18 protein-coding genes, 2 tRNA genes and 5 pseudogenes are annotated in these 26,428 nt (G+C 57.5%); 10 read left to right on the top strand and 15 right to left on the bottom strand.

Annotated elements, in window-relative coordinates:
* Positions 1 to 44 precede the first annotated feature (44 nt).
* Positions 45 to 121 (bottom strand) — tRNA-Arg (locus MPZ60_RS04435).
* A 1,680-nt stretch (positions 122 to 1,801) separates the two neighbouring features.
* On the opposite strand from MPZ60_RS04435, the gene MPZ60_RS04430 reads away from it, so the two are divergent.
* Positions 1,802 to 2,626, top strand: a complete 825-nt coding sequence (locus MPZ60_RS04430) for a hypothetical protein (protein ID WP_034357642.1) — start codon at positions 1,802 to 1,804, stop codon at positions 2,624 to 2,626.
* A 196-nt stretch (positions 2,627 to 2,822) separates the two neighbouring features.
* Here the strand turns inward: MPZ60_RS04430 and trfA are convergent, their stop codons facing one another.
* Together trfA and MPZ60_RS04420 are read right to left on the bottom strand one after the other, a co-directional pair.
* Positions 2,823 to 3,692 carry a plasmid replication initiator TrfA gene (trfA, locus tag MPZ60_RS04425; RefSeq protein WP_034357640.1) on the bottom strand — a complete coding sequence of 290 codons (870 nt, stop codon included), beginning with the start codon at positions 3,690 to 3,692 and terminating at the stop codon, positions 2,823 to 2,825.
* A gap of 73 nt (positions 3,693 to 3,765) precedes the next feature.
* Positions 3,766 to 3,981, bottom strand: coding sequence for a hypothetical protein (locus MPZ60_RS04420; protein WP_034357638.1), 216 nt, complete (start codon positions 3,979 to 3,981; stop codon positions 3,766 to 3,768).
* 502 nt (positions 3,982 to 4,483) lie between these two features.
* Between MPZ60_RS04420 and MPZ60_RS04415 the strand changes: the two genes are divergently transcribed.
* Positions 4,484 to 7,762 carry a DEAD/DEAH box helicase gene (locus MPZ60_RS04415; RefSeq protein ID WP_034357636.1) on the top strand — a complete coding sequence of 1,093 codons (3,279 nt, stop codon included), beginning with the start codon at positions 4,484 to 4,486 and terminating at the stop codon, positions 7,760 to 7,762.
* A gap of 196 nt (positions 7,763 to 7,958) precedes the next feature.
* Here MPZ60_RS04415 and MPZ60_RS04410 read toward each other — a convergent pair.
* Together MPZ60_RS04410 and MPZ60_RS04405 are read right to left on the bottom strand one after the other, a co-directional pair.
* Positions 7,959 to 8,417: pseudogene (locus tag MPZ60_RS04410) on the bottom strand (site-specific integrase); the annotation flags it as partial.
* A gap of 20 nt (positions 8,418 to 8,437) precedes the next feature.
* Positions 8,438 to 9,049: pseudogene (locus MPZ60_RS04405) on the bottom strand (IS66 family transposase); the annotation flags it as partial.
* A 77-nt stretch (positions 9,050 to 9,126) separates the two neighbouring features.
* Between MPZ60_RS04405 and MPZ60_RS04400 the strand changes: the two are divergent.
* Positions 9,127 to 10,679, top strand: a protein-coding gene (locus tag MPZ60_RS04400; RefSeq protein WP_228412727.1) for an IS3 family transposase whose coding sequence is annotated in 2 segments (ribosomal slippage) — positions 9,127 to 9,577 and positions 9,577 to 10,679 — 1,554 coding nt in all. Because the reading frame shifts where the segments join, the coding sequence is not laid out codon by codon here.
* Between the two features lie 29 nt (positions 10,680 to 10,708).
* Here the strand turns inward: MPZ60_RS04400 and MPZ60_RS04395 are convergent.
* From MPZ60_RS04395 to hrcA, 7 genes and pseudogenes are all read right to left on the bottom strand, one after another.
* Positions 10,709 to 11,656, bottom strand: a pseudogene (locus tag MPZ60_RS04395) (IS66 family transposase); the annotation flags it as partial.
* A gap of 68 nt (positions 11,657 to 11,724) precedes the next feature.
* Positions 11,725 to 12,057 (bottom strand): IS66 family insertion sequence element accessory protein TnpB, encoded by a 333-nt coding sequence (gene tnpB, locus MPZ60_RS04390; protein WP_157667094.1) that lies wholly within the window; start codon positions 12,055 to 12,057, stop codon positions 11,725 to 11,727.
* Entirely contained in the window at positions 12,054 to 12,455 is a 402-nt protein-coding gene (locus MPZ60_RS04385) for a hypothetical protein (protein ID WP_242882098.1), read from the bottom strand. The genes tnpB and MPZ60_RS04385 overlap by 4 nt, the downstream gene beginning before the upstream one ends.
* A 3-nt stretch (positions 12,456 to 12,458) precedes the next feature.
* Positions 12,459 to 12,593: pseudogene (locus MPZ60_RS04380) on the bottom strand (transposase); the annotation flags it as partial.
* 89 nt (positions 12,594 to 12,682) lie between these two features.
* Positions 12,683 to 13,309, bottom strand: a pseudogene (locus MPZ60_RS04375) (tyrosine-type recombinase/integrase); the annotation flags it as partial.
* 105 nt (positions 13,310 to 13,414) lie between these two features.
* Positions 13,415 to 13,491, bottom strand: a tRNA-Ile gene (locus MPZ60_RS04370).
* A 52-nt stretch (positions 13,492 to 13,543) separates the two neighbouring features.
* Entirely contained in the window at positions 13,544 to 14,551 is a 1,008-nt protein-coding gene (gene hrcA, locus MPZ60_RS04365; RefSeq protein ID WP_003066063.1) for a heat-inducible transcriptional repressor HrcA, read from the bottom strand.
* Between the two features lie 29 nt (positions 14,552 to 14,580).
* On the opposite strand from hrcA, the gene MPZ60_RS04360 reads away from it, so the two are divergent.
* The 7 genes from MPZ60_RS04360 to MPZ60_RS04330 all read left to right on the top strand — a co-directional run bounded on the left by MPZ60_RS04360 (position 14,581) and on the right by MPZ60_RS04330 (position 22,151).
* Positions 14,581 to 15,480 carry an NAD kinase gene (locus MPZ60_RS04360; protein WP_003066061.1) on the top strand — a complete coding sequence of 300 codons (900 nt, stop codon included), beginning with the start codon at positions 14,581 to 14,583 and terminating at the stop codon, positions 15,478 to 15,480.
* Between the two features lie 2 nt (positions 15,481 to 15,482).
* Positions 15,483 to 17,240 carry a DNA repair protein RecN gene (gene recN, locus MPZ60_RS04355; protein WP_034357620.1) on the top strand — a complete coding sequence of 586 codons (1,758 nt, stop codon included), beginning with the start codon at positions 15,483 to 15,485 and terminating at the stop codon, positions 17,238 to 17,240.
* Positions 17,241 to 17,244: 4 nt separating this feature from the next.
* Positions 17,245 to 18,168: an RNase adapter RapZ gene (gene rapZ / locus MPZ60_RS04350; protein ID WP_034357618.1), complete on the top strand. Its 924-nt coding sequence runs from the start codon at positions 17,245 to 17,247 to the stop codon at positions 18,166 to 18,168.
* A gap of 29 nt (positions 18,169 to 18,197) precedes the next feature.
* Positions 18,198 to 18,881: a winged helix-turn-helix domain-containing protein gene (locus MPZ60_RS04345; RefSeq protein WP_034357615.1), complete on the top strand. Its 684-nt coding sequence runs from the start codon at positions 18,198 to 18,200 to the stop codon at positions 18,879 to 18,881.
* A 5-nt stretch (positions 18,882 to 18,886) separates the two neighbouring features.
* The gene (gene creC / locus MPZ60_RS04340) at positions 18,887 to 20,341 is read left to right on the top strand and encodes a two-component system sensor histidine kinase CreC (protein ID WP_034357613.1); all 1,455 of its coding nucleotides are present in this window, start codon (positions 18,887 to 18,889) and stop codon (positions 20,339 to 20,341) included.
* 107 nt (positions 20,342 to 20,448) lie between these two features.
* The gene (gene creD / locus MPZ60_RS04335; RefSeq protein WP_034357612.1) at positions 20,449 to 21,873 is read left to right on the top strand and encodes a cell envelope integrity protein CreD; all 1,425 of its coding nucleotides are present in this window, start codon (positions 20,449 to 20,451) and stop codon (positions 21,871 to 21,873) included.
* Positions 21,870 to 22,151: a hypothetical protein gene (locus MPZ60_RS04330; protein WP_012837143.1), complete on the top strand. Its 282-nt coding sequence runs from the start codon at positions 21,870 to 21,872 to the stop codon at positions 22,149 to 22,151. The genes creD and MPZ60_RS04330 overlap by 4 nt, the downstream gene beginning before the upstream one ends.
* Before the next feature lie 63 nt (positions 22,152 to 22,214).
* Here MPZ60_RS04330 and mutY read toward each other — a convergent pair whose 3' ends face one another.
* The 3 genes from mutY to mutM all read right to left on the bottom strand — a co-directional run bounded on the left by mutY (position 22,215) and on the right by mutM (position 26,391).
* Positions 22,215 to 23,282 carry an A/G-specific adenine glycosylase gene (gene mutY / locus MPZ60_RS04325; RefSeq protein ID WP_034357610.1) on the bottom strand — a complete coding sequence of 356 codons (1,068 nt, stop codon included), beginning with the start codon at positions 23,280 to 23,282 and terminating at the stop codon, positions 22,215 to 22,217.
* A 4-nt stretch (positions 23,283 to 23,286) separates the two neighbouring features.
* Positions 23,287 to 25,284 carry a dynamin family protein gene (locus MPZ60_RS04320; RefSeq protein WP_034357608.1) on the bottom strand — a complete coding sequence of 666 codons (1,998 nt, stop codon included), beginning with the start codon at positions 25,282 to 25,284 and terminating at the stop codon, positions 23,287 to 23,289.
* A 267-nt stretch (positions 25,285 to 25,551) separates the two neighbouring features.
* Positions 25,552 to 26,391, bottom strand: coding sequence for a bifunctional DNA-formamidopyrimidine glycosylase/DNA-(apurinic or apyrimidinic site) lyase (mutM, locus tag MPZ60_RS04315; RefSeq protein ID WP_034357606.1), 840 nt, complete (start codon positions 26,389 to 26,391; stop codon positions 25,552 to 25,554).
* Positions 26,392 to 26,428 lie beyond the last annotated feature (37 nt).

Below are 26,428 nucleotides of genomic sequence, written 5' to 3'. Positions count from 1 at the left end.
CGAAAAAGCCTCAGAACTTTTCAGTTCTGAGGCTTGACGTTTTGTGGTGCGGCTGGCAGGAATCGAACCCACGACCCCTTGGTTCGTAGCCAAGTACTCTATCCAGCTGAGCTACAGCCGCAACAGGGTTGTATTCTAGCAGTGCAAAAACGGCTCTCGAACCAAATCGACAACTTTTTCGCGTTCATGCAAAGAAAAAGCCTGCCATCGATGAAGACGGCAGGCTTTCATGCAGCTTGGTAGGGCGTGGCGGACTTGAACCGACGACCAAAGGATTATGAGTTTCGGCAGGTTCGTGCTTGCCTAGGGAAGTGTACCGAAGTGCACCGAAACCTGCAGAAGCTAAAAGTATTTTAGTGACAGTAAGTTAGCGAAATTTGATGGAGTTCGATAGAACTGGTGGGTGTACCGCTGGTGTACCGAGAAATCCCAGGCTAAAAGCCAAACAAGCTCTTCACAAGAGGGTTTGAATTGCCGGAAGAAGCTAAGAATTTGCCCCTTTTCACATCGTCCAACAACTCTAGGATCCACACGCATGAAGCGCGAACCGACCCCTTGTTTTAGAGCGTACCTCCAACCAGGTCAACATCTGCCATTACCGGATTGGGCAGAAAACCTGCCCACCGCCTACGAGAGGGCACGTGAAGATTGGTGGAGCCAACTTGATGATGCCAACCGCAAGCACTGGATAGCCCTCTCAGGCGGGAGCGGGACGGTTACAGACGCTTGGGAAGCGTTCCTAGCGAGCAAAGCACGCGGCCCTGTCTTTACATAGCCTCTCGGCGACTACTGCACTGGAACTGCAGATTCACGGCCTTATCACTGCACTTACACCGCAAGTTCACTGCATCGCCACTGCATCGCCACTGCAGTCTCACTGCAAATTCACTGCCCCAACAGGACGCCATGACATGTGCTCGAAATGGAGCACATTGCGGCTTGCGTGTGCCACTCATTAACTCAATGATTTACAAAGAAAAAATCGTTAAAAACAAGCTACAACGTGACACGTTCTTTATGTTCCACTAAGCAGCGAAGTTCGTTCACTTGCACTAAGCAGCGAAGTTCGTTCACTTGAGTTGCTACTGTGTCAAAGAGCCTCATCGAACACCGACCATGTGCCGCAATGCAGTCGGTATCAGCAAAAGATCAGCAAAACATCAGCAAGCCTCAAAGAGTTGACCTCAGGATGCGCCTAAGCACACGAACTTCCACTTTCGTGCCCTCTGGTTATCCATTTGGCAGACCCGCACCGGCTAAGGCCTGGAAAAAATCAAAGTAACGGAAGCGCTCAAACAGCAGAGGCCAATTTTTCCAAGCGGAGCGTGGGCGGAAGGCCTGCACCAGCAGTTAGCCGTTGCTCAATGAAGCCCATGAACAACTGCCTATCCACAGGTCACGTTAGGTAAGAAAAAGGTAATAAGAAGGTAAAGGGCAAAAAAGCACCAAAAAATCCAATGGCGACAACACCTTGTAGGTCACATGCGCGATGCTATGCGGATAAAGCGCGACGCTATGCGGATGAAGAGCGATGCTATGCGGAAAGAGGCGCGACGCTATGCGGATGTTCTGAGCAACCTTAGTACCCAAGCTGAGTTCTGCAGTCCAGCGTTTTGAATGAATTGCCCAGCGGTCATCTGAAGTCACCTGGAGTTGGGTCTCTTCGTGATGAATCCGTTTGTCAGTTGCAGGAGCATCAATATGCCTAGCGGTTGGTCGAAGCGGCGACAATTGTGGCAAAAGCGGGCGTCTGTCTAAGGCATGCACGCACTATCGAAGGACAACCACGGGAAGGGGTCACATGAGCCACAAGCTGGATTTGCTCGGCAACGCGATGGACAGTCTGGAAGAGGCGCTGAAGAAGTTCCAAGAAGGAGACGAAGGTGACCATAAAGCCTACAAGTTCTGCGTGCTCCATATGGCGCACTTCATTGAGCTGATCTTTAAGCACCACATCACCGAGAAGCACCCGCTGCTGATTTACGCCAACCCTTTCGCGGCAAAGATCGACCCAGCGACTGCTAAGACCATCGGCCTTTGGGAGGCAGTCAACTTCATCAATAACGAAGAGAAGGACGCCGTTGCAGGAGATTTCAGAAAGGATTTGGAGTGGCTTAAGAAATTGCGGAATGACATCGAGCACCACAAGTTCGAGATGGACGTGCCTACCGCTCGGATCGCCATCGGTCGTCTTTTCCGCTCTGTCCTGGAATTCCTCGACTACTACGGGGTTGTAGACGTTGAGAAGCGAATACCGGAAGAGACCAAAGCAATCTTCTCGGTTCTCTCTGATGAGTACCAGTTCAAGCTGCACGATGCCCTCAAGATGGCCGATGACGTCGAGAAGGCGAACCCTATCGACCCAATGGATCCTGAAGAAGATCCTGTCCGCATGGATTGCGAAGAGTGCGGCAACCACACGATGGTTGTCAATAAAGAATCTAGAACGGGCTATCGCTGTACATTCTGCGAAAACGAGTACGGGGATGAATTGCCTGCCAGCTGCACAATCTGCGGTGCGCACATGACGTCCGGCGACCTAGAAAATTGGAGTGGCGAACACGGCATGGAGTACCGCTGCTATTACTGCTCAGGGCGCTATGCAGCAGACCGGGATCGGGACTAGATAAAGCCATAAGAGAGGAGTAAGCATCTCCATGGTTAAGGCCCCCTGGGGTGGTATGCGCTCAATTTCCGCGGCACAGTCCAGAGCAGTCATCCTGAAAGGATTGAGGTCGGCTGCTGCTAGCTGAACTCAGTGGGTCGCGACCAAGCTGTAACCGGCACAGGCGGTCAACTCAGCCGGAATACGCAGCGCGATGCTATGCGGATACAGCCATCCAAAGCGATAGCTGTTGCTTACCTTTAGTACTCATCTCGACTTTGCTATTGGCAACGATGCTCAAACGCTCAAGCTCCTCGCATGCACGCACCAATGCTTTCTTAAAATCTCGCATCCGTCCTCGGTACTGCATTTTTTCCTTGAGCCACTCCAGAGAATAGCGTTGTATGGGGTCACTAGACGTTGCTACAAGCCGCTGAAGAGACTTGGCCATATCTTGCCCCCTGGCTATTTGCATTCGTTTCTCCCAGTCCAAAAGGGCATACTCATCGTTCCCAAAAAGCACTGTCCACCGCGAATCCAGGATGAAGGTATAGCTCTTTATGACGGGGTCATAGCAAAAGCTCTGGACAATGTGAAACGCATCAGCTTTTCCCACACGGTACTTCCTGTTGCCGTCCGAGCGCAGTGCTTCAACGATGAGGGTTGCCTTTGTAAGCACTGTCATGCGCCTCATGAGCCACTGGTACTGACTCACGCTTGTTTGCCTGCCCATCGCACGCAGAAAAGCTGCACGCTTAAACCTCACTGGCAAACCCAACGGGCGGCTTTTGGCCTCGAAGAATAGTTGCAACACAATATCCGCATCAGCTTCATCAAGCTGCTCTCCCGAATAGCTCATGACAGCATCTGCGCGCGTCACAAGCAGTGCCTCGGTGAGCTGCTCTCGTGGCCCTCTTTTTATAGGTGCAAAGAGTGACGATCTTGCTATCTGGTTCGGCATTGCACGCTTGAGATCGCCCATTCCACGAAGAAACAATTCCACGGGCTTACGAGCTGCTTGTTGCAGCTTTGCATAAGCCTGTGCTTCGTCTGCGCGCTGCTTGATTCGCGCTAATGAATCCTCCATACGCGTCTACCGCAGCCACGTCTCAATTTGCGGCGTGCCAACGAGTTCTGACATCAACATGCCGAAACCCAGTTCAGTTCATCTCATCGATGATGGCGGCGATCTTCGCAGTGTCGAAATAAACGCGGCGCCCGAATTTTTTGCGTGCGGCATTGACCTGACTTGCCCATCCAGCATTGCTACGCAAACTGATACGCAGGCCATCAGGCGAACGATGAAGTTCTTGAGCCAAATGCACCAATGTCATCAAGGTGCCGTACTTGTTGATGAGGGCTTGTTCTTTCGTCATGCTCTTGCTCCGAAAACAACCGAAACACATCGGGTATGAGCGAAGTTTGAGTAAACGGAACGATGCGCGGAAGTATGGCGCATATGGTGAATACAGGGAAAAAGTCACCTAACCCTCTATCATTACTTGATTTTTTATTTTGTTTCATTTTTACAACAAGGCATGCGTCGCGATTAAATCACCTTCCAATAAATTTAGGGCAACATATGGTATTGACTAGCAAAAAATAGGAAGAATTTTTATATAAATAACTCTTATATCAAAAAAAATATGAAAAAGTGCAAGCTCCTCTTATTATAAAGATAAATGTTAATTATTAATTTATTACCTACAACACATAATTAAAATTATATCTTTATAAAATAATTTAATTAATGTTAATACAAAATTTCGCATATTATTGAGTCTTTTATTTATGCGAATGCATTTTATACATGCTTCGCTATAAACCTCAAATTTTTCTACTTTGTGTTATTGATTTAAAAAATGGAGAGGGACGAAAATGCAAGTTAAGTTACCAGTGATGTGGTCGCTGCAGGAAAAGTATCATTCCGGGGTTGTACGTCAAATTCTTCACCCAGAGATTTCCATTTCTGTAAATGCATCTGCATTCGTCTGCGGCAAGGTCACAAATGCGAGGATTGAAAATGACCAAGGTGAAACTTTGGCCTACGTCTGCGACAACCGTCCTCAGAGCCAGCTACTACCAAAAGATGCACCAGCGATAGTCTTCAAAGGCTTCTCTTGCTCAAACTCTGAAGCTGACCTTTCCAGTGGGGAATGGATCAAAAACGCAATCACAGAGAAGAATGACCCAAAAGAGCTTGCTAAAGAGGCACATGAATCTTGGCGTGGAGCATTCAACTTCGTTCAAGAGGATGAATCACGGGGAATAATGGGACTGCGAAAGCCTCAGATTGGAGCCCTGCATGCAATTCATGCTCACTGGGCGACTAGCTCCGAGACGGCCACAATCGTTATGCCAACGGGTACGGGTAAAACTGAGACTATGCTCTCCACCCTTATCTCTGCACGTTGTGAGCGTGTCTTAGTTATCGTTCCGACCGATGCATTACGCGAGCAGTTAGCGGGAAAATTCGAGACGTTAGGTGTCCTAAAAATCAAAGGTCATAAAGTTCTCGATGAGAAAGCTCTTAGGCCAGTTGTAGGCACAATATTCTCGAAGCCTAAGACACCAAAGGAAGTGCAGGAACTATTTGAGCGCTGCAATGTTATTGTGACGACCAGTCATCTAGCGGGGACTTGCGATACAGAGATACAGCAAGAGATGGCAAAGCTGTGTACACATCTTTTTATTGATGAGGCACACCATGCAGAAGCAGCTACTTGGCGCGCTTTCAGAGAAATTTTCCGCACTAGACATATTCTTCAGTTCACAGCTACTCCTTTCCGTGAAGACGGAAAGAAGGTAGATGGCAAATTAATTTTTGCCTATCCACTAAAGCAAGCGCAAGAAGACGGCTACTTTAAGCCTATCCTTTTTCACAGAGTGCGTGAGTTCAATATAGGTGTCGCCGATAAAAAAATTGCATTAGCCGCACTTGATGAACTGGATCGTGACACAACGAAGAAGCACATTGTTATGGCCCGAGTTGCAAATATTCGGCGCGCGGAGCATGTACACAAGTTATATACCGAAATCGGTCGTTACGAGGCCGTTCTAATTCATTCTCAGTTAAAAGCCACGGAACGGGCTGAAGCCAAGCAAAAACTGATGAGCGGTGCAATCCGAGTTGTCGTGTGTGTCGACATGCTCGGTGAAGGCTTTGACCTTCCAGAGTTGAAGATCGCAGCCTTCCACGACATCCGAAAAAGCCTTGCTGTCACGCTTCAGTTAGCAGGTCGTTTCACGCGAGCCAGGCCTGATTTAGGCGATCCAGTATTTATTGCGAACATTGCTCTAATTGATGTTCGGGAGGAGTTACAAAAGCTCTACTCGCAAGACAGTGATTGGAATTCGCTTCTGCCAGCTCTCTCCCAAGAGGCTATAGCTGGCGAGCAACTGTCTCAGGAATTCTTCAAAGACTTCACAAAATTCTTAAGTGACGTTCCACTAAAGGATATTCGTCCAGCGGCGAGTATGGTCGTCTATCGCACCGAGTGCGCTAACTGGACACCGAAAAAATTCAAGAAGGCTTTTTCAGGACTTTCCTCGAACGATAAGCTTTACCACTCATTGAACGAAGTAAAAAACTCCTTAGTTCTGATTTCTGCAATTGAGCAGCAAGTCAGGTGGAGCGATGTTAAATCTGTTAGCGAGTACGTATGGGAACTTTTTGTTGCAGTTTGGGACCGCGATAAATCATTGCTATATTTGCACGGTTCTAACAACAGCAGCGAATATCACGAGCTAGCAAAAGCCTTGTGCGATGGCAAGGTCGAATTAGTTAAGGAACCTGAGGTCTGGCGTGTTTTCAGTGGTGTGAAACGACTAGTGATGAATAACGTTGGCTTAAATGAACACCTTGGTCGACAGGTGCGCTATACAGGTCGCATGGGCTCCGATGTAGAGTCCCGACTGGGGACTGCAGTTCGCGAAGGAGCCACCCGTGCAGTTTTGGCTGGCAAGGGGTTTGAGAATGGCCAAAGAACATCAGTAGGAGCGTCCCGGCGAGGCAGAGTTTGGGCCAATCTTCGTTTGCGAGTTGATGAATTTTCAGTATGGGCAAAAGAAATCGGAGAAAAAATTTCTGATGTAAATATTAGTCCTGACGAAGTACTCGCGGGGACCCTGAAACCTATTCCGATCGGAGTAGTTCCAGGAGAAACTCCAATTGCGGTCGACTGGCCGCAGGATATTTATGAAAAGGCTGAGCACCTTGTCACCTTCCATGGAGGAGGAACCGCTCAGATTTCATCAACAGATGTAGATTTACTCGTTAAAAAAATCCCTACCGGAGAACTTATCGTAAGTGCTGACTGCGATGTGTGGAGTGCCCCTGCGGAGTATCGTTTGGAACTTTTCCCGCTGAAGCAGAGCTTTGATTTCCGGTTCGTGCATCACTCTGGTCCGAAGTTAAACATTCAAATTGGCACAAAGCCCAAGCCGCTAGACGAATACTTCACGAAGAGCCCGCCGATAGTGTGGTTCTCGGACGGATCATCACTGGAAGGCTGCATGCACACACGACTACCAATCCTAGAGCAACCTTACCCAGTTGAATCTCTAAAAGTGTTTGATTGGACCGGCGTTGACCTAAAGAAAGAATCACAAAAGTTGGAAAAACGCCCCGACAGCATTCAATTCGCAGTCATTAGGGAACTCCTTAAAGAGCCAAAATACTCTATCATCTTTGATGATGACGGCTCTGGAGAAGCTGCTGATGTGGTGACCATTGCACTATCGGGCGATGGAATGCGTGAATGGATTGAGGTGGAGCTTTATCACCTTAAATACACAGATGATGAGCCAGGGGCTCGCGTCGATGATCTCTACGTAGTGTGTGGACAGGCCCAGAGAAGTGTTATCTGGCTGGCAAATGACAACCGAAAGACAGAACTCTTTACTCATCTATTGAGGCGGGAGCAAACGCGTATTAACGGAAATCGGCCAAGCCGCTTCGAGAGAGGTAATGAGAATCTTCTTCATGAAATCCGAGAGAAAAGCCGTATCTTGGAACTGAAGTTAAAGGCATATGTAGTACAGCCAGGTTTATCAAAAGCAAAAGCATCTGCAACCCAGCTCCGGCTCTTAGCTGTTACAGAGCGCTTTCTCTCAGATACTTATGAAGTTCCTTTTTCTGTGATATGTAGTGCATAACTAGAACTCCTTAACAGACAGCTTTAAAAATGAGGCTGTCTGTTATGCGATGCTCCTTGTCGAGGAATAAATTCCCAAAGTGCGGTGTGGAAAGCGCTTTAGGAGAATACCGCCCGTTTATTCAATTGACTTTACGCAGGTGAAATATGCAGCCGAAAATGCGTCTAATCGACTAAACGCTTTCACCAAAACCTACTCATCCTAACGAATCCGATACATTTATCCGATCTAGCTTTACAACCAAATCTTCTGCTCTCAAGTGGGTATAGCGTTTCAGCATCTGCATGGACTTGTGCCCGCTGATGGCAGACACCTCTTGATCGCTAAAACCTTGCTCAACTAGGCGACTTACAGCCTCATGGCGAAGATCGTGAAAGTGAAGGTCACGGAATCCTTCCTTTGCCAAAATTTGACGCCAAACGCGATCGTACTGCCACGGTCTTCTCTGACCATCCCTGCCAGGCTCTCCGAAAAATATAAGACGGGTATCGTCAGGACGAACAGGGTTAGAAATAGCCTCTCGCATCACTTCGGTAGCCCGTCGACTGAGAGGTACCGTTCGTGACTCACCATTTTTTGTGTCAAGCAGCCTGACAATGCGACGCTCCATGTCCACGTGCTCTGTAAGCGCACGGCAAACCCATGTTGACCGCAGATGGCTACCATGGCTGACGATCAGATGTCGGTGGGCTGCCAGCGGTGCGGCAAGAGCTCGTCGATACGGCTGGCCTTGTGCGTGGGCAGCCTGGTGAGCACGTCCTGTAGGTAGGCATAGGGGTCATGCCCGTTCATGCGTGCCGACTGCACCAGACTCATCACCGCCGCCGCACGCTGGCCCGCGCGCAGGCTGCCGGCGAACAGCCAGTTGTTGCGTCCAATGGCAATCGGCCGGATCTGGTTTTCGATCCAGTTGTTGTCCACGGGCAGTTGCCCGTCATCAACGAAGCGCGTCAGTGCAGTCCAGCGCCGCAGGCTGTAATCCAGGGCCCTGGCAGTCGCCGAGCTGTCTGGCAGCTTTTGCCGCTGCAATGTCATCCACTGGTGTAACGCATCCAGGATCGGCTTGGTGTGCTGCTGACGAATGGCTTTGCGTTGATCGGCGTTCAGCTCCTTGACCTCGCGCTCGATGTCGTAAACCTTGGCGAACTGCTCCAGCGCGAACCCGGCAAGCTGGCTTTTGTTCGCCGCATGCAAGTCAAAGAATTTGCGCCGGGCGTGCGCCAGGCAGCCCACCTCGGTCACACCGTTGGCGATCGTGGCTTTGTAACCAGCAAAGTCGTCGCAGACCCCCGCTGTCAGAATAGTTGGAACCTCTACAGATGTTAGAGTTTGAATATCCAACCTGGGGCAGAGAGAAGGTTCCCATGAAGTATTCCCCCGAGCGGCGCGAAGCCATCTTGGCCAAGCTGGAAGCGCCGTATAACCGTACCGTCAATGATCTGGCTGGCGAGGAAGGTATCTCAGCTGCCACGATATACAACTGGCGAAAGCAAGCCCGTAGCACGGGCCGATTGCTTCCAAACGCCTCCCCCACCACGGAAGGCTGGACCTCGGCGCAGAAGTTCAATGCGGTACTGGAAACCGCTGCGTTGACCGAAGAAGAGCTGTCCGAGTACTGCCGTCGCCGTGGTCTATATCCTGAGCAGATTCGTCGCTGGCGCGCCAGTTGTGAACAGGCCAATGATCGGTCTGACCAAGCCGCCGCACGGCAATCAGAAGCGACCAAGGCCGAGCGCAAACGCATACGGGAGCTAGAGCGGGAGTTGCGTCGCAAGGACGCCGCCTTGGCTGAAACGGCAGCATTGCTGGCGCTGCGAAAAAAAGTCCAGGCGATCTGGGGGGACGAGGAAAAATGACCAATGCCACAGATCGCCGTCGGATTGTAGAGTTGGTCAACCAAGCCAGAGCGGCCGGTGCGCGCCTGCGTCATGCCTGTGGCGAGCTGGGAATCGGGCAGAACACCTACCGGCGTTGGTCGGCAGGTGGTGAAGACCAGCGGCCTCACGCGACACGGCCAAGGCCGGCTCATGCCCTGACGCACAAAGAACGCCAGGCGGTGCTGGATGTCTGCCACCGACCGCAGTTTGCCAGCTTGCCTCCGGCGCAGATTGTTGCGCGGCTGCTGGATGATGAGCAACGGTATCTTGCCTCGGAGTCGACCTTCTATCGCATCCTGCATGCGGCGGGAGAACAGCGCCGTCGTGGTCGCCAAGCCGCGCCCCAGCGCAAGGGCCCGCCACGGCGCCATCGTGCCGACCACGCCAACGCCGTGTGGAGCTGGGATGTGACTTATCTGCCGACCCGGGTTCGCGGCCAGTTCTTTTATCTGTACCTGATCGTCGACATCTACAGCCGCAAGATCGTGGGCCACGAAGTCTTTGAAGCCGAGAACATGGCCAACAGCGCGCAGGTCGTTCAACGAGCGGTACTGCGTGAGCAATGTGGTCACCGGCCGCTGGTCCTGCACGGCGATAACGGCTCGGCGATGAAGGGTTCGACCATCCATGCCAAGCTTGAAGAACTCGGCGTCACACCGTCGCACAGCCGTGCCCGCGTCTCGAACGATAACGCCTACTCTGAATCCTTGTTCCGTACCTGCAAATACCATCCCGCCTTCCCTGTGGCTGGCTTTGCCGACCTGACCGACGCCCGCAAGTGGGTGGGGCAATTCGTGTATTGGTACAACGAACAGCATCGCCATAGCGAGATCCGTTACGTCACGCCCGCTCAGCGCCACGCCGGCCAGGATCACGCCATTCTTGCCCGGCGCCATGCCCTTTATCAGATCGCTCGCGCTCAGCATCCTGCACGCTGGTCGGGCAATACTCGAAACTGGCAACCCGTAGGCAGCGTTTGGCTGAATCCAGAGAAGGAAACGACCGTTATCCATGTGCATAGTGAACTAGAAGCAGCATGACTCATGTTCCAACTACATTGACAGACGCCGCAGACCAGTGCCCCCTTCCAATCGCCCAGGAAGTGGCGCGCATGCTCGCCCGCTCTTGACTCGCAGAAGTCGTACACCACGGCCTTCATGTCTTCGAAGGCGCCTGGTGCGTAAGCCCACAGGTAAGCCCGGTGGGTGCTGCCTTTGCCAGGCTTGAGCATTTGCACCGGCGTCTCGTCGGCGTGCAGCACGCTGCGGCTGAGTATCTCCGCCTTGAGCGCATCGACCAGCGGTTGCAGTCGCACGCCACAGGTGCCCACCCACTGCGCCAGGGTGGAGCGAGGCAGGCCCAAGCCTGCGCGAGCAAAGATGGCTTCCTGACGGTACAGGGGCAGGTGGTCGGCGTACTTGGCCACCAGCACCTGGGCCAGCAGGCCCGCAGTCGGGATGCCCTTGTCGATCACATGCGCCTCGACCGGCACCTGGGTGATGGTCTCGCACTTGGCGCAGGCCCACTTGCCACGGATGTGGCGCTCCACCGTGAACACGCCGGGCACATAGTCCAGCTTTTCGGCCACGTCTTCACCGATGCGCTTCATCGCACAACCACAGGCGCAGGTAGTCAACTCAGGCTCGTGGCGGATCTCGCGCCGCGGCAGGTTGGCCGGCAGCGGCTGGCGCTTGGGTTGTTGTTTGGCTTGGGGCGCTGGCGCAGGCGGCTGCAGTTGCTCGATCTCGACGGCGACCGCTGCCAGGTCGGCCTCGATCTCGTCTTCAAGCAGGCTGCGCTGCTCGGCGTTGAAGCGCTCGGACTGGGCCGCGAACTTCATGCGCTTCAAGAGCGCGTTCTCGTGGGTGAGCTTGGCGTTGAGCGCCTGGCTGTGCTTGAGTTCGGTTTGGTGGCGGGCGATTTGCGCGTCCTTGTCGCTCACGTGGCCCATGAGGCTGGCAACCATCTCGCGCAGTTGCTCTGCGCTGAGATTGTTCAGGGATTGTTGCTGCACCACCATGGCAGCCAGTGTGCCAAGGAAGGCCCTGCGCTGCCATGCGCAGATCCACCGATTGCGCGCCGGCTTCAGACCATGGTGATAATGCCGGCGTTTCCCATGCGTTGCCAGGGCAGGCCCAGCACCAGGGCGTCAAGCTGGACAGGCTCCAACTGCCACTGCTCATTGCCTGGCGCCGGCCAGACGAACTTCCCCTGGTGCAGGCGGCGAGCGGCCAGCCAGATGCCGATGCCGTCGTGCACCAGCACCTTGATGCGGTTGGCGCGTCTGTTGGCGAACAGGTAGGCGTGATGAGGGTGGGCAGCACCGAACACGCTGACCACCCGGGCCAGCGCCGTGTCGGTGCCGGCGCGCATGTCCAGCGGGGCCGTGGCAAGCCAGGCAGCGTCGATACGGATCATTGCCGCAGCACCTGGAGCAAACCCTGCAATGCGCGGGAACACTCGCCAGCAGCGGCCACCGGCCAATTGACCGTCACGAGGGTGCCGTGATGACAGCACTCGATGCGGATGTCTGATGAGGGAGTTGCCGATGCAGCACTTGGGGCAGCTTGCGCACCCGCTGGCTGAGGCCCCATCGCCGGCGAGCCCAGCGTCATCGCGATGAAGGCGGGCACGGTGCTGGCATGAGGCAGATGCGCCGGGGCACGAACAGGCTGTGCATTGGCCATTGGCTCAGCCGCTGCATCGTCGCAGTGCGGGGCGATGCCGGACGCCACAGCATGCGCGGTATCGCAGGTGGGCTGGTGAAGGCCCAGACGATGCTCCTTGAGCCAGCGATGCAGCACATTGGCATTCATGCCATGTTCACGTGCTGTGGCGGCAATTGATGCGCCGGGCTGCTGGCACGCGGCGATCAGTTCAACCTTGAATTGCGCGCTGTAGACCCGGCGTGTGCGGGGGACACGGGAGCGCGAGTTGGGGATCTCTTGAGACATGGTGTGCACGATGGTTTACGTGGACACGATGGTGCTTGCAATTGCTCATTCGGGGTAGATGGGGTGGCCGGACGGATACCGTGCTCTAGCTTTAATGAAGTTATTTCGGATCGGCGCATGCCGGTCTCAATGGCCAACTCCACGATCCACTTCAACATGGGATTGCTGTGTGCTGCCACTGCGGCAAATAACCGCGCTTCTTCACCAGCATCCAAGCGTCGATCACGGGCAGCACCCGGCGTAGGCTTCCGAATCAAGCGCACTGGGTTGTAGACGAGCCCTACGCCCCATTCACGCATAGCCACAGCGTACAGATGGCCTAACAACGCCAAGTCAAGCCGCACTGTGTTGGCAGCCTTGCCATCAGCCAAACGCTGATCACGAAATTTAGCCACCAGCTCGGGCGTCACCGCGCTCATGGAGTACGCCCCAAAGAACTTAGTCAAGGCAGCAAGATGCGATCGCTCACCGAGCTGGGTGTAATGCTTTTTGGTGGGAGTAACTTCAGCTGCATAACGCTCCAGCGCCTGGGCTAATGTCATGCGATCGGCGGACTGTCGACGAATATACAACCCGCGCACCATTTCATCCTCAGTCGTACGAGCCCAGTCGTCGGCATCTCGTTTGACGCGGAAAGTCTTGATAGTGGTGGGAAAGCCGCGCTTGCGGATGATGGCCTTCCAGGTGCCAGAGGGGGTCTTGATGATGCTTGCCATGAGGTGCCTTCGGTTCAATGTACCGAAACTGTTACCTCAGGGGCTATGGTGAATAGCCTTCGCGACAACAGCGCAAGCCTAAGCTGTTGTTTCCATTAAAAGAAATGGTAGGGCGTGGCGGACTTGAACCGACGACCAAAGGATTATGAGTCCTCTGCTCTAACCAACTGAGCTAACGCCCCAACACTGACAACAGCCGTGGCTGCCACCAGAAAAACTTCGCCATTGTAGGGCCTAACGCTTGTGACTCAGAGCATTGCTCACCAGTTTGGATGTGATATCGACAATCTGGATCATCTTGTCGTAGTGCATGCGCGTGGGGCCGATCACCCCCAAGGTGCCGACCACCTTGCCGTCGAGTTCATAGGGAGCACTCACTACAGACAAATCTTCAAACGGCACGGTCTGGCTCTCGCCGCCGATGTAAATGCGCACGCCATCAGCCTGATTGGAGAAGTCCAGCAACCTAAGGATTTGCGTTTTCTGCTCGAACAGGTCGAAAGCGCGGCGCAGATTGCCCATATCGCTGGAAAAATCGCTCACGGACAGCAGATTGCGCTCGCCGGCGATCACCACATCCTCGCGATCATGGTTGCTCATGACCTCAGTGCCTACATTCACCGCTGCCTGCATGAGGCTGGCAACCTGGCCCCGCAATTGCTCCACCTCGGTCTGCAGCCGCGTGCGCACCTCCTCCATTGTCAAACCGGCGTAATGGTGATTGAGGAAATTCGAGGCTTCTATCAGTTGCGAGGACTCGTAATCCACATCCGTGAAGATCACGCGGTTTTGCACATCGCCTTCGGGCGAGACGATGATGACCAGAAAGCGCCGCTCCGACAGGCGCACGAACTCGATATGCTTGAAGACGGAGCTGCGACGCGGCACCATGACCACACCCACGAACTGGGAGAGGTTGGACAGCAGATTGGCCGCATTGGCAATCACCTTCTGCGGCTGTTCAGGCATCAGGCCGGGCGTTACAAGATCGCAGCGGTCCACAGTCAGCATGGTGTCGACAAACAGGCGGTATCCCCTGGCTGTCGGTACGCGGCCTGCCGATGTGTGAGGGCTGATGATCAGACCCATCTCTTCCAGGTCGGCCATCACATTGCGTATGGTGGCAGGCGACAATTCAAGCCCGGATGCACGTGAAAGAGTGCGCGAGCCGACTGGTTGACCGTCAGCGATGTAACGCTCGATCAGCGCTTTGAGCAATAACTTGGCACGTTCGTCGAGCATGATTTCATTTTAATGATGTAATTTCCCAGATGACATCCACGTTCCACCATATTGCCCTGATCGGCAAGTACCACACACCCGCAGCAGGCGTTCCGTCCGATGCAGCCAGCGAAGCACTGCAACGGATTGCCGGTTACGTGCGCAGCCTGGGTTGTGAGGTGATTCTGGATACCCAGTCCGCCATCTATGCGGGCCTGCCCGATTACCCGAGCATGGACGTGGACGGTCTGGGCAGGCATTGCGACCTCGGCCTGGTGGTGGGCGGCGACGGCACCATGCTGGGCGTGTGTCGCCATCTGGCGCGCTATGGCACGCCGCTGGTCGGCATCAACCAGGGACGCCTGGGGTTTGTCACCGATATCGCCCTGGATGAATTCGAAGCCTCCATCACACCCATATTGCAGGGCGAGTACGAGGAAGACGAACGCACCCTGATGAATGCTCGCGTCATGCGCGACGGCCAGTGCGTGTTTGAAGCCCAGGCCATGAATGATGTGGTGGTCAACCGTGGCTCGACCTCGGGCATGGTGGAGCTGCGCATCGAGGTCGGCGGCAGCTTTGTCTCCAACCAGCGCGCGGACGGCTTGATCGTGGCCACCCCCACGGGCTCCACCGCCTATGCGCTCTCGGCCGGCGGCCCCATGCTGCACCCTTCGATTCCTGCCTGGGTGATGGTGCCCATCGCGCCGCACAACCTCTCCAACCGCCCCATTGTGCTCTCCGACGCTCAGGAAGTGACTATCGAGGTGGTAGGCGGCCGAGGCGACGCCAGCGCGAACTTCGACATGCAGTCACTGAAATCGCTGCAGCATGGTGACCGCATCCTGGTGACGCGCGCCGATCACAGCGTGCACTTTCTGCACCCCAAGGGCTGGAATTACTTCGACACCCTGCGCAAAAAACTGGGCTGGAACGAGGGAGGCGTCTGACCATGGCCTTGAAGCGCATCGTCCTGCGGGACTTTGTGATTGTCCAGTCACTCGATCTGGACTGGCAGACCGGCTTCACTGTGCTTACCGGCGAAACCGGGGCCGGCAAATCCATCATGCTCGACGCTCTGCAACTGGTGCTGGGCGCACGAGCCGATGCACAGGTGGTGCGCGAAGGCTGCTCTCAGGCCGATATTTGCGCAGAGTTCGATTGCCCACCCCATCTTCATGAATGGCTGGAAGAGTCGGGTTTTGCGCAGGAGCAGGATTTGCTGCTGCGCCGCGTCATCGACAGTCTGGGCCGCAGCCGCGCCTGGATCAACGGCTCTCCCGCCACGGCCACGCAGCTGCGCCATCTGGGCGATCAGCTGATCGACATTCACGGCCAGCATGCCTGGCAAAGCCTGACCCGCCCGGACGCAGCACGCGCCATGCTGGATACCTACGGTGGCATTGAAACGGCCCAGCTCAAATCGCTTTGGCTGGACTGGCGCCAGAACCATCAGGCACTGGAGCAGGCGCTATCGGCCCAGGACAATCTGCAACGCGAACGGGAGCGCCTGCAATGGCAGATTTCCGAGCTGGACAAGCTGTCGCCGCGCGCCGAAGAGTGGGATGAGCTCAATGCCCAGCACACACGTCTGTCACACGCGCAGACCTTGATGGACTCGGCCCAGTCCTGCCTGCAACTGCTGGAGGATGACGATGCGGGAGCGGCCACCCCATTGGGCAGGGCCCACCACCTGCTGCAGGACCAGGAGCATCTTGAGCCTGAGTTTCAGAGCATTGCCGACGTACTGGGCTCCTGTGTGGCCCAGTTGCACGATGCCCGTCACTCGCTGCAGGCCTATCTGCGCCGCGCCGATCTGGATCCCGAGTTGCTGGCCGATCTCGATGAACGCCTGTCGCTGTGGATGCAGCTGGCGCGCCGCTACAAGCGCACACCCGAGGACTTGCCCGCCCTGCTCGAAGGCTGGAAACAGGAGCTGCACCAGCTGGATGCTGCCGTCGATGTGGAGGGGCTGCGCGCCAAAGAGCAAGCCGCCCACCTCAGGTATCAGGCCGAGGCGCGCAAAATCTCGCAGCAGCGCACCCTGGCAGCACCACGCCTGTCACGCGCCATCACCCAGTCCATGCAAAGTCTGGGCATGAAGGGCGGCCGTTTCGAAGTGCAGTTGGAACATGCCGATGCCGCCAGTCCTGCGGGCACGGACAGCATCACTTTTCTGGTTGCAGGCCATACCGGCGCCACGCCCAAACCCGTTGCCAAGGTGGCATCGGGCGGCGAGTTGTCGCGCATCTCGCTGGCCATTGCCGTGACCACCAGCGAACTGGGCCAGGCCGGGACCCTGATTTTTGACGAGGTGGACTCCGGCGTGGGTGGAGCCGTGGCCGAAACCGTGGGCCGCCTCATGCACTCGCTCGGCGATTCACGCCAGGTGCTGGCCGTCACTCACCTGCCCCAGGTCGCTGCCTATGCAGACCAGCACTACCGGGTGACCAAGCGCCCCAAGTCCAACACCACCATCAGCAGCGTGGATCCGCTGACTGGCGAGGAGCGCGAGATGGAAATGGCCCGCATGCTGGGCGGCGAGCACCTGTCCGAAGCAACCATGGCTCATGCCAGAGAAATGCTGGCCATGGCAAGATTGCCTGCAAAGCAGGCCGCAAACAGCGCCCAGCGTTCATCGGGCACCCAGGCCCGAAGTGCCAAGGCCAGCACTACAGCACGCAAAAGCAGCAAAGTCAGAGGAGTTTGAAATCATGTCCATGGAGATTGTTCTGATCAGCGGCATGTCCGGATCGGGCAAATCCGTTGCGCTGCATGCGCTGGAGGATGCTGGCTACTACTGCGTCGACAACCTGCCCCCGGAACTGCTGCAGTCCTTTGTGGAGCTCAAGCTCAATCATCAGGACGAGAAAGTGGCCATTGCCATGGATGCACGCAGCGCCAAGGGCCTGCCTCAGCTGCCTGATCAGCTGCATCGCCTCAAAAAGCAGGGGCTGATGCCGCGCATGATTTTTCTCGATGCCGACAGCAGCACCCTGATCAGGCGCTTTTCGGAAACCCGCCGGCGCCATCCTCTGTCCCCCGGCTCCCTGACGAACGAGCGCCAGGCACTGGAGCTCGATATCGAAAAGGAGCGCGAGCTGCTGGGCCTGCTACGCGACCGCTCCATCGTCATCGACACCGGCGACCTCAAGTCGGCGCAGCTGCAAAGCTATATCAAGCAGATCATCGAAGCACCCACAGGGCAGATGACGCTGATGTTCCAGTCCTTTGGGTTCAAGCACAGCATGCCTACAGACTCTGACTATGTGTTTGATGTGCGTATGCTGCCCAATCCCTTCTACGACAAGGAACTGCGTGCCTTGACGGGCCTGGACAAGCCGGTTGCCGACTATCTGGGCGCCTTGCCCGAGGTGCAGCAGATGCAGCTGGATATACAGCAGTTCCTCGAACGCTGGCTGCCGCTGCTGGCCAGAGACCACCGCAGCTATGTCACCGTGGGCATAGGCTGCACGGGCGGGCAGCACCGCTCGGTCTTTCTCGTCGAAGCCCTCGCCAGGCACTTCGAGAAGCAGTGGCCCACCGTACGCCGCCACCGCTCACTGGATTTTCGCGACAAATTCATCCAGGTCTCTCAGCAGTTTCTGGCCCCGGACGCCATCCACCCGATCAGCTGACCCGCATGCTCAGCCCTCAGACGTCAGCCATGCAGGTGCTGCTGCTCGAAGACGACCCAGCCATTGCAAGAACGATTTGCTACGCTCTGGAGCGCGAGGGCATTGCCGTCACCCACAGTCTGCTGATCGCCGATGCGCGTCAGCAATGGAGCAGGACAGCATTTGATGTGCTGCTCATGGACGTTGGCCTGCCCGACGGCAACGGCCTGGACTGGTGCCGCGAGCTGCGCTCTGCCGGCTCCATTGTTCCGGTGCTGGTGCTCAGTGCCAGAGGCGAGGAGATGGACAAGGTTCTGGGCCTGGAGCTGGGCGCAGACGACTACCTGACCAAGCCCTTCAGCCCGCGCGAGCTGCTGGCGCGCACCCGCGCCCTGCTGCGCCGCTCCAGGCAATTCCAGCCTGTAGCGCCCGCCCAGCTTGCAAGAGCACTTCAAATAGATGAGCAAGGGCAGCGTGCCCTGATCCACAGCAAGGCGCTGGATCTGACCAGGCGCGAATATCAGCTGCTGCAGAGTCTGGTCAACGCGGCAGGCCGCATCCTGAGCCGCGACGCCTTGCTGGAGCAAATCTGGGGGCTGGACAGCGAGAGCACCGACCGCACGGTGGATACCCACATCAAGACCCTGCGCGCCAAACTGCGCGAGCGTTTGCCCGATCAGGAGCTCATTGTCACCCACCGCGGTCTGGGCTATAGCCTGAACCAGCCCGGATAGCTGGTATGCGTCTGGGCCTGCGTCTCTTCTTCGCCTTCTTCCTGATCAACGGTCTGGCCGCCTTTTTCGTACTGCGCGTCTTCATGGTGGAGATCAAGCCCAGCGTGCGCAAGGTGACCGAGGACACGCTGGTGGAGACCGCCTATGCGCTTGCCACGCTGGCCAGTGCCGACATGGAAAAAGGCCGGCTGCAAGCCGGTGCGGACAGCACGTTTGCCGCTCAGCTGCAGGGCTACACACAAAAGCCGATACAGGCATGGATCTGGGACACGCGCAAGACCACGCTGGATCTGCGCATCACCGTCACCGACGCCCAGGGCATGGTGCTGTTCGACTCCCAGGGCAGGGACCAGGGCGCCGACTACTCGCGCTGGCGCGATGTCTATCTGACGCTGCGCGGTGAATATGGCGCACGCACCACGCGAGCCGTCAAGGAGGATGAATCCAGCAGCGTCATGTATGTCTCCGCGCCCATCATGGTGGACGGCCAGATTGCCGGGGTGCTGACCACCTCCAAGCCTTCCAGCTCGGTACAGAAAATCGTCGACGGCGCGGAGCAGAAGATTCTGCGCGGCGGCCTACTGTTTGTGCTGCTGTCCGCCGCCGTGGGCTGTGCGGTCACCTGGTGGTTTGTGCTTCACGTGCGCCGGCTGCGCAACTATGCACAACAGGTGCAGGCCCCCACGCTCAACGAGTCTGCCCACCCCACTCAGACCTCTGCCCCTGCTTCCATACCCGACATGCCCGGCGAGCTAGGCGAGCTGGCACAGGCCATGGACAATATGCGCAAGCGCCTGGAGGGGCGCGACTATATCGAGGGCTATGTACGCGCCCTGACCCACGAACTCAAAAGCCCGGTTGCCGCCATACGCGGCGCGGGCGAGTTGCTGCAGGAAGAGCTGCCGCCCCAGGACCGGGCCATGTTTGCCAGACAAGTGGTGGACCAGAGCCTGCGTCTGCAGAATCTGATCGACCAGCTGCTCCAGCTCAGCCGCCTCGAGCAGCGCCAGCAACTGGACACCAGCCATGGCTGCAGCCTGATGGAATGTGCCCGGCAAGCCATGGCTGCGCTGCAAAGCCATGCCGAGCAACGCGGCATGGCCCTGCACCTGAGCGGTGTGGACAGCAGCGGCCCCTGGGAGGCCGGCCTGGTCACTCTGGCCATCAGCAATCTGCTGCAGAACGCCCTGGATTTCTCTGCAGAGAACAGCGTGATCGAGCTTGAGCTGGCCCCGCACCGCATCACCGTCAGCGATCAGGGTCCGGGCGTGGCCGAGCCCTTGCTGGCCCGCCTGGGCGAGCGCTTCTTCACGACCCCCAGACCTAACGGAGAGCGCAGCGGCACCGGGCTGGGCCTGTCCATCGTCACTCGCATCATGCATCTTCATGGCGGCAGCATGCAGGTCCGAAATCGCCACCCCGGCCTCGCCGTGACACTGGATTTCGCTCCCCAAAGCTGAGCAGCCAAGGCTTGCGAGCAGGACTTCACACCCGCTTCACAGACTTCATTGCGCCCACACAGTCGCTGCCGACACTGCGTCCTGAAACCCTTCATTCAGGAGCACGCATGAAAAACCGACTGCTGTTCAAGACAGTCTCACTGCTGATCGTTCTGGCCTTGCTCATGGCCGGCCTGTCCATGATTCAGGATGTGGTGAAAGATCGCATACGCAATCGCGACTACGCCGTGCAAAGCGTGGTCTCCAGCCTGGCCGGCACGCAGACGCTGATCGGCCCGGCCCTGGTGCAGAACTGCACCGAAACCACCAGCACGACCAATGGCAAGAAAATCGAGTACAGCACCCGCGAATTCCAGCGCATGCTGCTGCCCGACACACTCAACCACGATGCCAACGCCAAAATGGAAGAGCGCTCACGCGGCCTGCACCACATCAACACCTATGTGCTGCACGACCAGATCTCGGCCGGTTTTGCCAATGCCGCGCAGTATGCGGAGCTGCCCAAACCCAGCGAGCCCAACGCCGTGGTGCGCTGCAAGAAAGTCTTTGCGGCATTCGCGCTCAGCGACCCCCGCGGCATCCGCAGTGCGACGCTGCAGGCCAACGGCCAGGATCTGGCAGTGGAATCCGGCACTCCGCTGGAGCGCTACGGCAAGGGCATCCAGGCGGAAATTGACTCCAGCCTGCTGAAAAAAGGCGAAGCCCTGAATCTGGAACTCAAGCTGCAGTTGCTGGGCACGGAGCAGCTCGCCTTCAGCCCCATCGCCACGGAAAGCAAGGTCACGCTGACGGCCGACTGGCCTCATCCCTCGTTTGGCGGCAGCTTTCTACCCAGCCGACGTGAAGTGACGGACAGCGGCTTCACCGCCAGCTGGGAGCTGTCCTCGCTGGCCACCTCTGCCAGCACGGCCTTTACCCGCCAGCAACGTCTTTGCAGCCCTGGCTACTGGGGCAGCTCGGAAACCTATGCCGCCTCTGCAGCCCGCGGCCATGACGACAGCGGCCCCTGCCTCGAAACCATGGACACGGAGTTCGTCAACCCCGTCAATGTCTACTCGCTGAGCGAGCGCGCCACCAAGTACGGCATTCTTTTTGTGATCCTGACCTTTGTCGCGGTCGGCCTGTTCGAAGTCATGAAAAAGCTGCGCGTTCACCCCGTGCAGTACCTGCTGGTCGGCTCGGCCTTGTGCAGCTTCTTCCTGTTGCTGATCAGCCTGTCCGAACACCTGGGCTTTGCCACTGCCTATGCGATTGCGGCCAGCTCCTGCGTGGCTCTGCTGGCCTTCTATGCCAGCCATATTCTGGGCAGCATCAGACGCGGCCTGCCGTTCGCAATTGCCATCTCGGCCCTGTACGGCCTGCTGTATGTGCTGCTGCAGCTGGAGCAGACCGCTCTGGTCGTCGGCTCCATCGCCCTGTTCGGCGTGCTGGCCCTGGTCATGATCTGTACCCGTCATGTGGACTGGTACGCCTTTGGACGCAGCGAGAGCGAAGCGCCAAGCAAGTCTTCGAAACAAGAGGAGGCCGCATGAACCAGTCACGACACACCCCGCAGGCTCAGGCCTTGCTGAACACTTCGTCGCGCCATCTGCTTGGCGAGCCTTGCCAGCTCAGCGTGCAGCAGTACCAGCAACTCTGGCTGAGCGCACAAAGCCAAGGCGACCGCAAGGCGCAGCAAGTCCTGCGCCAGCAGGTGGTGGCCGCGGGCCGGCAATTGCAGACACAGCGTGGCAACCCTCAGGCCAGGGCCCTGTGGCTGGCCTTGATGGGACTGCGCTGCTCCATGCTGATGCCCAGATTGCGCTTCTGAAATCTTCAGCTATCAAAAAAGGTGACGCCTGCCGTCACCTTTTTTCATTCATGCGGCAGGCGTTCAGGCCAGCTCGGCATCGAGCAGCTTGCGGATCGGGGCCGGCAGACCCAGCTCCGCCCAGGCCGCGGCATCCGCCCAGCAGGATTCATCGGCCTCTGAGACCAAGGCGGCGTGCGCCTGATCGACGGGCACCAGAACCGGATGCAGGTGCAGATCCTTGTGGGTCAGCACATGCAGAAAACCGGGAAGGTCCTGCCAGCTCCGGGTTCCGTCCTGAGGCCATGCGGCCCGCGCATGGCTTTGCAGTGCCGCATAGTCTTCAAAGACCGGCGGGCTGTAAAGCCCGGCCCAGATACCGGCTTGCGGGCGCTTTTGCAGCCATACGCGGCGCTGCGCGTCCACCGCCAGCAGCAGCCACCAGGACTCGGCGCTGCGCTTGATCTTGCGCGTGCGCACGGGATAGTTCTCCGGGTTGCCGGCGCGGGCCGCCCGGCATTCGGAGTGCAGAGGGCACACCAGGCAGGTGGGCTTGCGCGATGTGCAGACGCTGGCGCCCAGATCCATCATGCCCTGGGTGTAGCGCGGCATGGCTTCGTGCAGATTCTCGGTGGGACACAGTTGCTGGGCGTGTTCCCACAGCTGCTTTTCATTTCTGGACTGAGCCAGATCCGCATCGAACGCCAGCACCCTTGTGAGAACACGTCGCACATTGGCATCCAGAATCGGCACCCGCTCGGAAAAGCAGAACGATGAAATGGCACCGGCCGTGGAACGGCCAATGCCTGGCAAGGTCGCCAATTCTTCGGCCGTTTGCGGAAAAGCCCCGCCCCATTGCTCCATCACGGTCTGCGCGCATTTATGCAGATTGCGCGCGCGGCTGTAGTAGCCCAGGCCGCTCCACAGCGCCAGCACGGCATCCTGCGGTGCAGCCGCCAGGCTGGCCACATCCGGGAAAGCGTCCAGGAAGCGCTGGTAGTAGCCCAGCACGGTGCTGACCTGGGTCTGCTGCAGCATGATTTCAGACAGCCAGACGCGGTAAGGGTCACGAGTTTGCTGCCAGGGCAGATGATTGCGGCCATGGCTGGCCTGCCACTGCACTACGGCTGCGGCAATCGAAGGGAGAGTCAAGATTTCAAGCTACCAGGTTGATGTCCAACGGCATGGACGCGGCCTGCGGCCGCTCGGCCGCAATCGGATCCAGCAATTGCGCCGATGCGCTGATCAGCTGCGTCTGCAGCATGCCCAGGCGGGCTTGCGCATTTTCCATGTCTGCAATGCGCTCCTCCAGTTCAGTGGCTGCACCGCTGATCCGGTCCACAGCCTCCAGGCGGCGCGTGTAACTGCGTTTACGTTCGCGCAATTGTGCATCGACTGGTGCAGTCAGTGATTTGCTCCACATATCCACGTCGTTCGATGCCGCTTCAAACACCGTGCGCAGACGCAGCGCCAGAGCTTTGATCAGGCGCTGCGAAAAGTCGGCACTGCCGAGCCTGATGACACTGCTTAGCCCCAGATACTGGGTGTAACTGCCTTCGATGCTGCGCAAGTCGTCCTTGAGCTCGGACAGCACCAGCTGCGGCGGTGTCTGCAGGGAGAAGCCAAACTCCGCATTGAGCTCCTTGAACGAGGAACTCATCATTGCCTGGATCTCATCGGCCTGGTCCTGCGCCTTTGCAGCCACGGCATGCAGGCGCTCGAAAGTCTGCTCATAGACCTTGCGCAGGCCAAGTTTGAGCCCACGCTGATCCAGCGCTTCTTTCAGCTCGGCCAATTCGGCCTTCAAAGTGCTCGAGCTCAGAAGAAGGAAAAGCTCCTTGAGCATGCGCATGTGGATATTGCGCATGGCCTGGATGCGGCTGGCACTCTGGTCGAATTCCTTGTGCTCGGCCTCGATACGGGCACGCATGCTGGCAATCACCGTCGCATTCTTGCCGCGCAGGCCACAGAGCTCGGCCAGCTGGTCGTCGAGATCGCCGCGGCGCATATTGATGACGCGCTCCACCTGCGACTGCAGTTGTTGCACATTGGTGCGCACAGCGGCCTGCAGCACTTTCTGGCGCTGCCCCATGATGCCATTGGCCAGAAGGTCTTCAAAAGCGGGCAGACCGCTGACCTGAAGCAGGCTGTCGTTACGCCCCACCTTGGCGACCAGCCCCTTCTGGGCGGAGATGGGCAGCACGCGCTCCAGCGCCACCCCCAGCAACTGGGCCGAGTCCTGCTGCTGACGGCGCAACTGGGCCTGCACCTGCGCGCCGGAACTCAGACTGTCCCACAGCGTATCCACCTTGTTGAGTACCACCAGACGCGATGCAGCCAGGGCGTCATCGCCCCCCGCCTTGCCGGCTCCTGCCGGCAGCACATGGTCGCGCCAGATGGCAAGGTCGGACTTGGTCACGCCGGTATCGGCGCCCAGCACAAAGACCACGGCATGTGCCTGGGGTATCAGATTGACGGTCAGCTCCGGCTCGGCCCCCACGGCATTCAGACCAGGCGTGTCGAGAATCACCAGTCCCTGCTTGAGCAGAGGATGGGGCATATTGATCAAGGCATGGCGCCACATCGGCACTTCGACCCAGCCGTCGGCATCGACCATGGGGTTGTCGGCAGCCTCGTCGTCATGCCAAAAGCCCCAGGCCCTGGCCTGATCGATGGAGACCTTGCGCACCTCCGCCACCTTGGCCAGCGTGTCGGATATCTGCTGCGCATCGGCGATATCCAGCGGCTGCTGCACCCAGGCGTCGGGACGCATGCGCCACTGGCCGAGGCTCTCCGGCGACTCTCTGGTATCAATGGGCAGCAGACGCAGACAAGGCGGCAGCTCCGGCTCCCAGCCCAGCTCCGCCGGACACATGGTGGTGCGGCCTGCACTGGCCGGCATCAGCCGGCGGCCGTAATGGGCAAAGAAGACAGCGTTGATCAGCTCGGATTTGCCGCGCGAGAACTCGGCCACGAAGGCAACCATGACCTTGTCGGTGCGCATCTGCTCTTCCAGTCTCTGCAAGCGCTCCTGCACCGAGGCATCCAACAGATCCTGGGCAATCAACCATTCACGCAGCTCCTGCAGTTGGGTGGCAAAGCCCCGTCGCCATGCGCCATACTGACCAAACTGCTCGTTGAATGAAGCTGACACATCTACCCCTCTTGTTTGTCTGAGTCGCCGGGTCAGCCAAGGCTGACCGCCTGATCAATATATAGCATTGCCCCTTGACAGCATCTACGGCTCTTCCAGAGGCTGGCCTGATATCTCCAGCCGCCAAGTATCTTCGCGCAACGGCGCAGAACAGCGCCAATGCCTGGGCACTGGCGACGCCTCTGAGGCATATCAAGCATCAAAATGAAATTGTGACGTCAAAACATGCCTGAACGCATACTCAAACTGCGGTATTAGCTATCAAATTCAGAGAGTTTTTGCGGCCTTCTGGCAGCGGGCGCAGTAATAGGTGCTGCGCTGCCCCTGGCGCATGAGCTGGATGGCGGCTCCGCAATGCGAGCAAGGCAGGCCATCGCGGCCATAGACCTGGGCCTCCAACTGAAAGTGCCCTTCCATGCCGTTGGCCGCGGAAAAATCGCGCAAGGTCGTGCCGCCTTTCTCCACCGCCAAGGCCAGCACGGTTCGAATGGCCTCATACAAAACCTTGACCTTGCGCCTGCCCACATCGCGCGCCGGTGTTGTCGGGTGAATCCGCGAGAGAAACAACACCTCGGAAGCATAGATATTGCCGACACCGACGACCACGCTGCCGCTGAGCAGCAGTTGCTTGATGGGCGAGCGACTGGCCGCCAGCCCGGCTTGAAAGGCGTCCAGCGTGAATCCGTCGCTCAGCGGCTCCATACCCAGATGGTCAAGCAGCTTGCGCGCCAGGGCATCGCCTTCATCCGGAACATAGATCACGGCTCCGAAGCGGCGCGGATCATGCAGACGCAGCAAGCCGCGCGATGTCTGCAGGTCGAAGTGATCATGCACTCCGCCAGTTCCCAGCGACTCCTCGTCGCGGCCCACAAAGCGCAGACTGCCAGACATGCCCAGGTGCATGAGCAGCAGACCCTCGCTCAGGTCCAGCAGCAGATACTTGCCGCGTCTGCGCACGCCCAGCACGACTCTGCCGACCAATGCCTGCGGCAACAGCCCCAGAGGCCAGCGCAGGGGCTTTCCCAAGGTGGCTTTCTCAATCTGCGCACCCGCAATGCGGTCAGCAAAAGAGCGGCGCGTAACCTCGACTTCGGGCAACTCAGGCATGCAATCTCATCTTCGCCAAGTGTTCAACAAGCTTGGA

It is taken from the genome of Comamonas sp. 7D-2, from assembly GCF_022749555.1.
In the GTDB taxonomy this organism is placed as follows: domain Bacteria; phylum Pseudomonadota; class Gammaproteobacteria; order Burkholderiales; family Burkholderiaceae_C; genus Comamonas; species Comamonas thiooxydans.
The sequence above is the reverse complement of the archived record's forward strand: the minus strand, read 5'-3'. Positions and strand labels throughout refer to the sequence as shown.

Excerpts from the sequence above, each read along its gene's own strand:
- MPZ60_RS04430 (WP_034357642.1), top strand. The coding sequence starts at position 1,802 with ATGAGCCACAAGCTGGATTTGCTCGGCAACGCGATGGACAGTCTGGAA.
- trfA (WP_034357640.1), bottom strand. The coding sequence starts at position 3,692 with ATGGAGGATTCATTAGCGCGAATCAAGCAGCGCGCAGACGAAGCACAG.
- MPZ60_RS04420 (WP_034357638.1), bottom strand. The coding sequence starts at position 3,981 with ATGACGAAAGAACAAGCCCTCATCAACAAGTACGGCACCTTGATGACA.
- MPZ60_RS04415 (WP_034357636.1), top strand. The coding sequence starts at position 4,484 with ATGCAAGTTAAGTTACCAGTGATGTGGTCGCTGCAGGAAAAGTATCAT.
- tnpB (WP_157667094.1), bottom strand. The coding sequence starts at position 12,057 with ATGATCCGTATCGACGCTGCCTGGCTTGCCACGGCCCCGCTGGACATG.
- MPZ60_RS04385 (WP_242882098.1), bottom strand. The coding sequence starts at position 12,455 with ATGAATGCCAATGTGCTGCATCGCTGGCTCAAGGAGCATCGTCTGGGC.
- hrcA (WP_003066063.1), bottom strand. The coding sequence starts at position 14,551 with ATGCTCGACGAACGTGCCAAGTTATTGCTCAAAGCGCTGATCGAGCGT.
- MPZ60_RS04360 (WP_003066061.1), top strand. The coding sequence starts at position 14,581 with ATGACATCCACGTTCCACCATATTGCCCTGATCGGCAAGTACCACACA.
- recN (WP_034357620.1), top strand. The coding sequence starts at position 15,483 with ATGGCCTTGAAGCGCATCGTCCTGCGGGACTTTGTGATTGTCCAGTCA.
- rapZ (WP_034357618.1), top strand. The coding sequence starts at position 17,245 with ATGTCCATGGAGATTGTTCTGATCAGCGGCATGTCCGGATCGGGCAAA.
- MPZ60_RS04345 (WP_034357615.1), top strand. The coding sequence starts at position 18,198 with ATGCAGGTGCTGCTGCTCGAAGACGACCCAGCCATTGCAAGAACGATT.
- creC (WP_034357613.1), top strand. The coding sequence starts at position 18,887 with ATGCGTCTGGGCCTGCGTCTCTTCTTCGCCTTCTTCCTGATCAACGGT.
- creD (WP_034357612.1), top strand. The coding sequence starts at position 20,449 with ATGAAAAACCGACTGCTGTTCAAGACAGTCTCACTGCTGATCGTTCTG.
- MPZ60_RS04330 (WP_012837143.1), top strand. The coding sequence starts at position 21,870 with ATGAACCAGTCACGACACACCCCGCAGGCTCAGGCCTTGCTGAACACT.
- mutM (WP_034357606.1), bottom strand. The coding sequence starts at position 26,391 with ATGCCTGAGTTGCCCGAAGTCGAGGTTACGCGCCGCTCTTTTGCTGAC.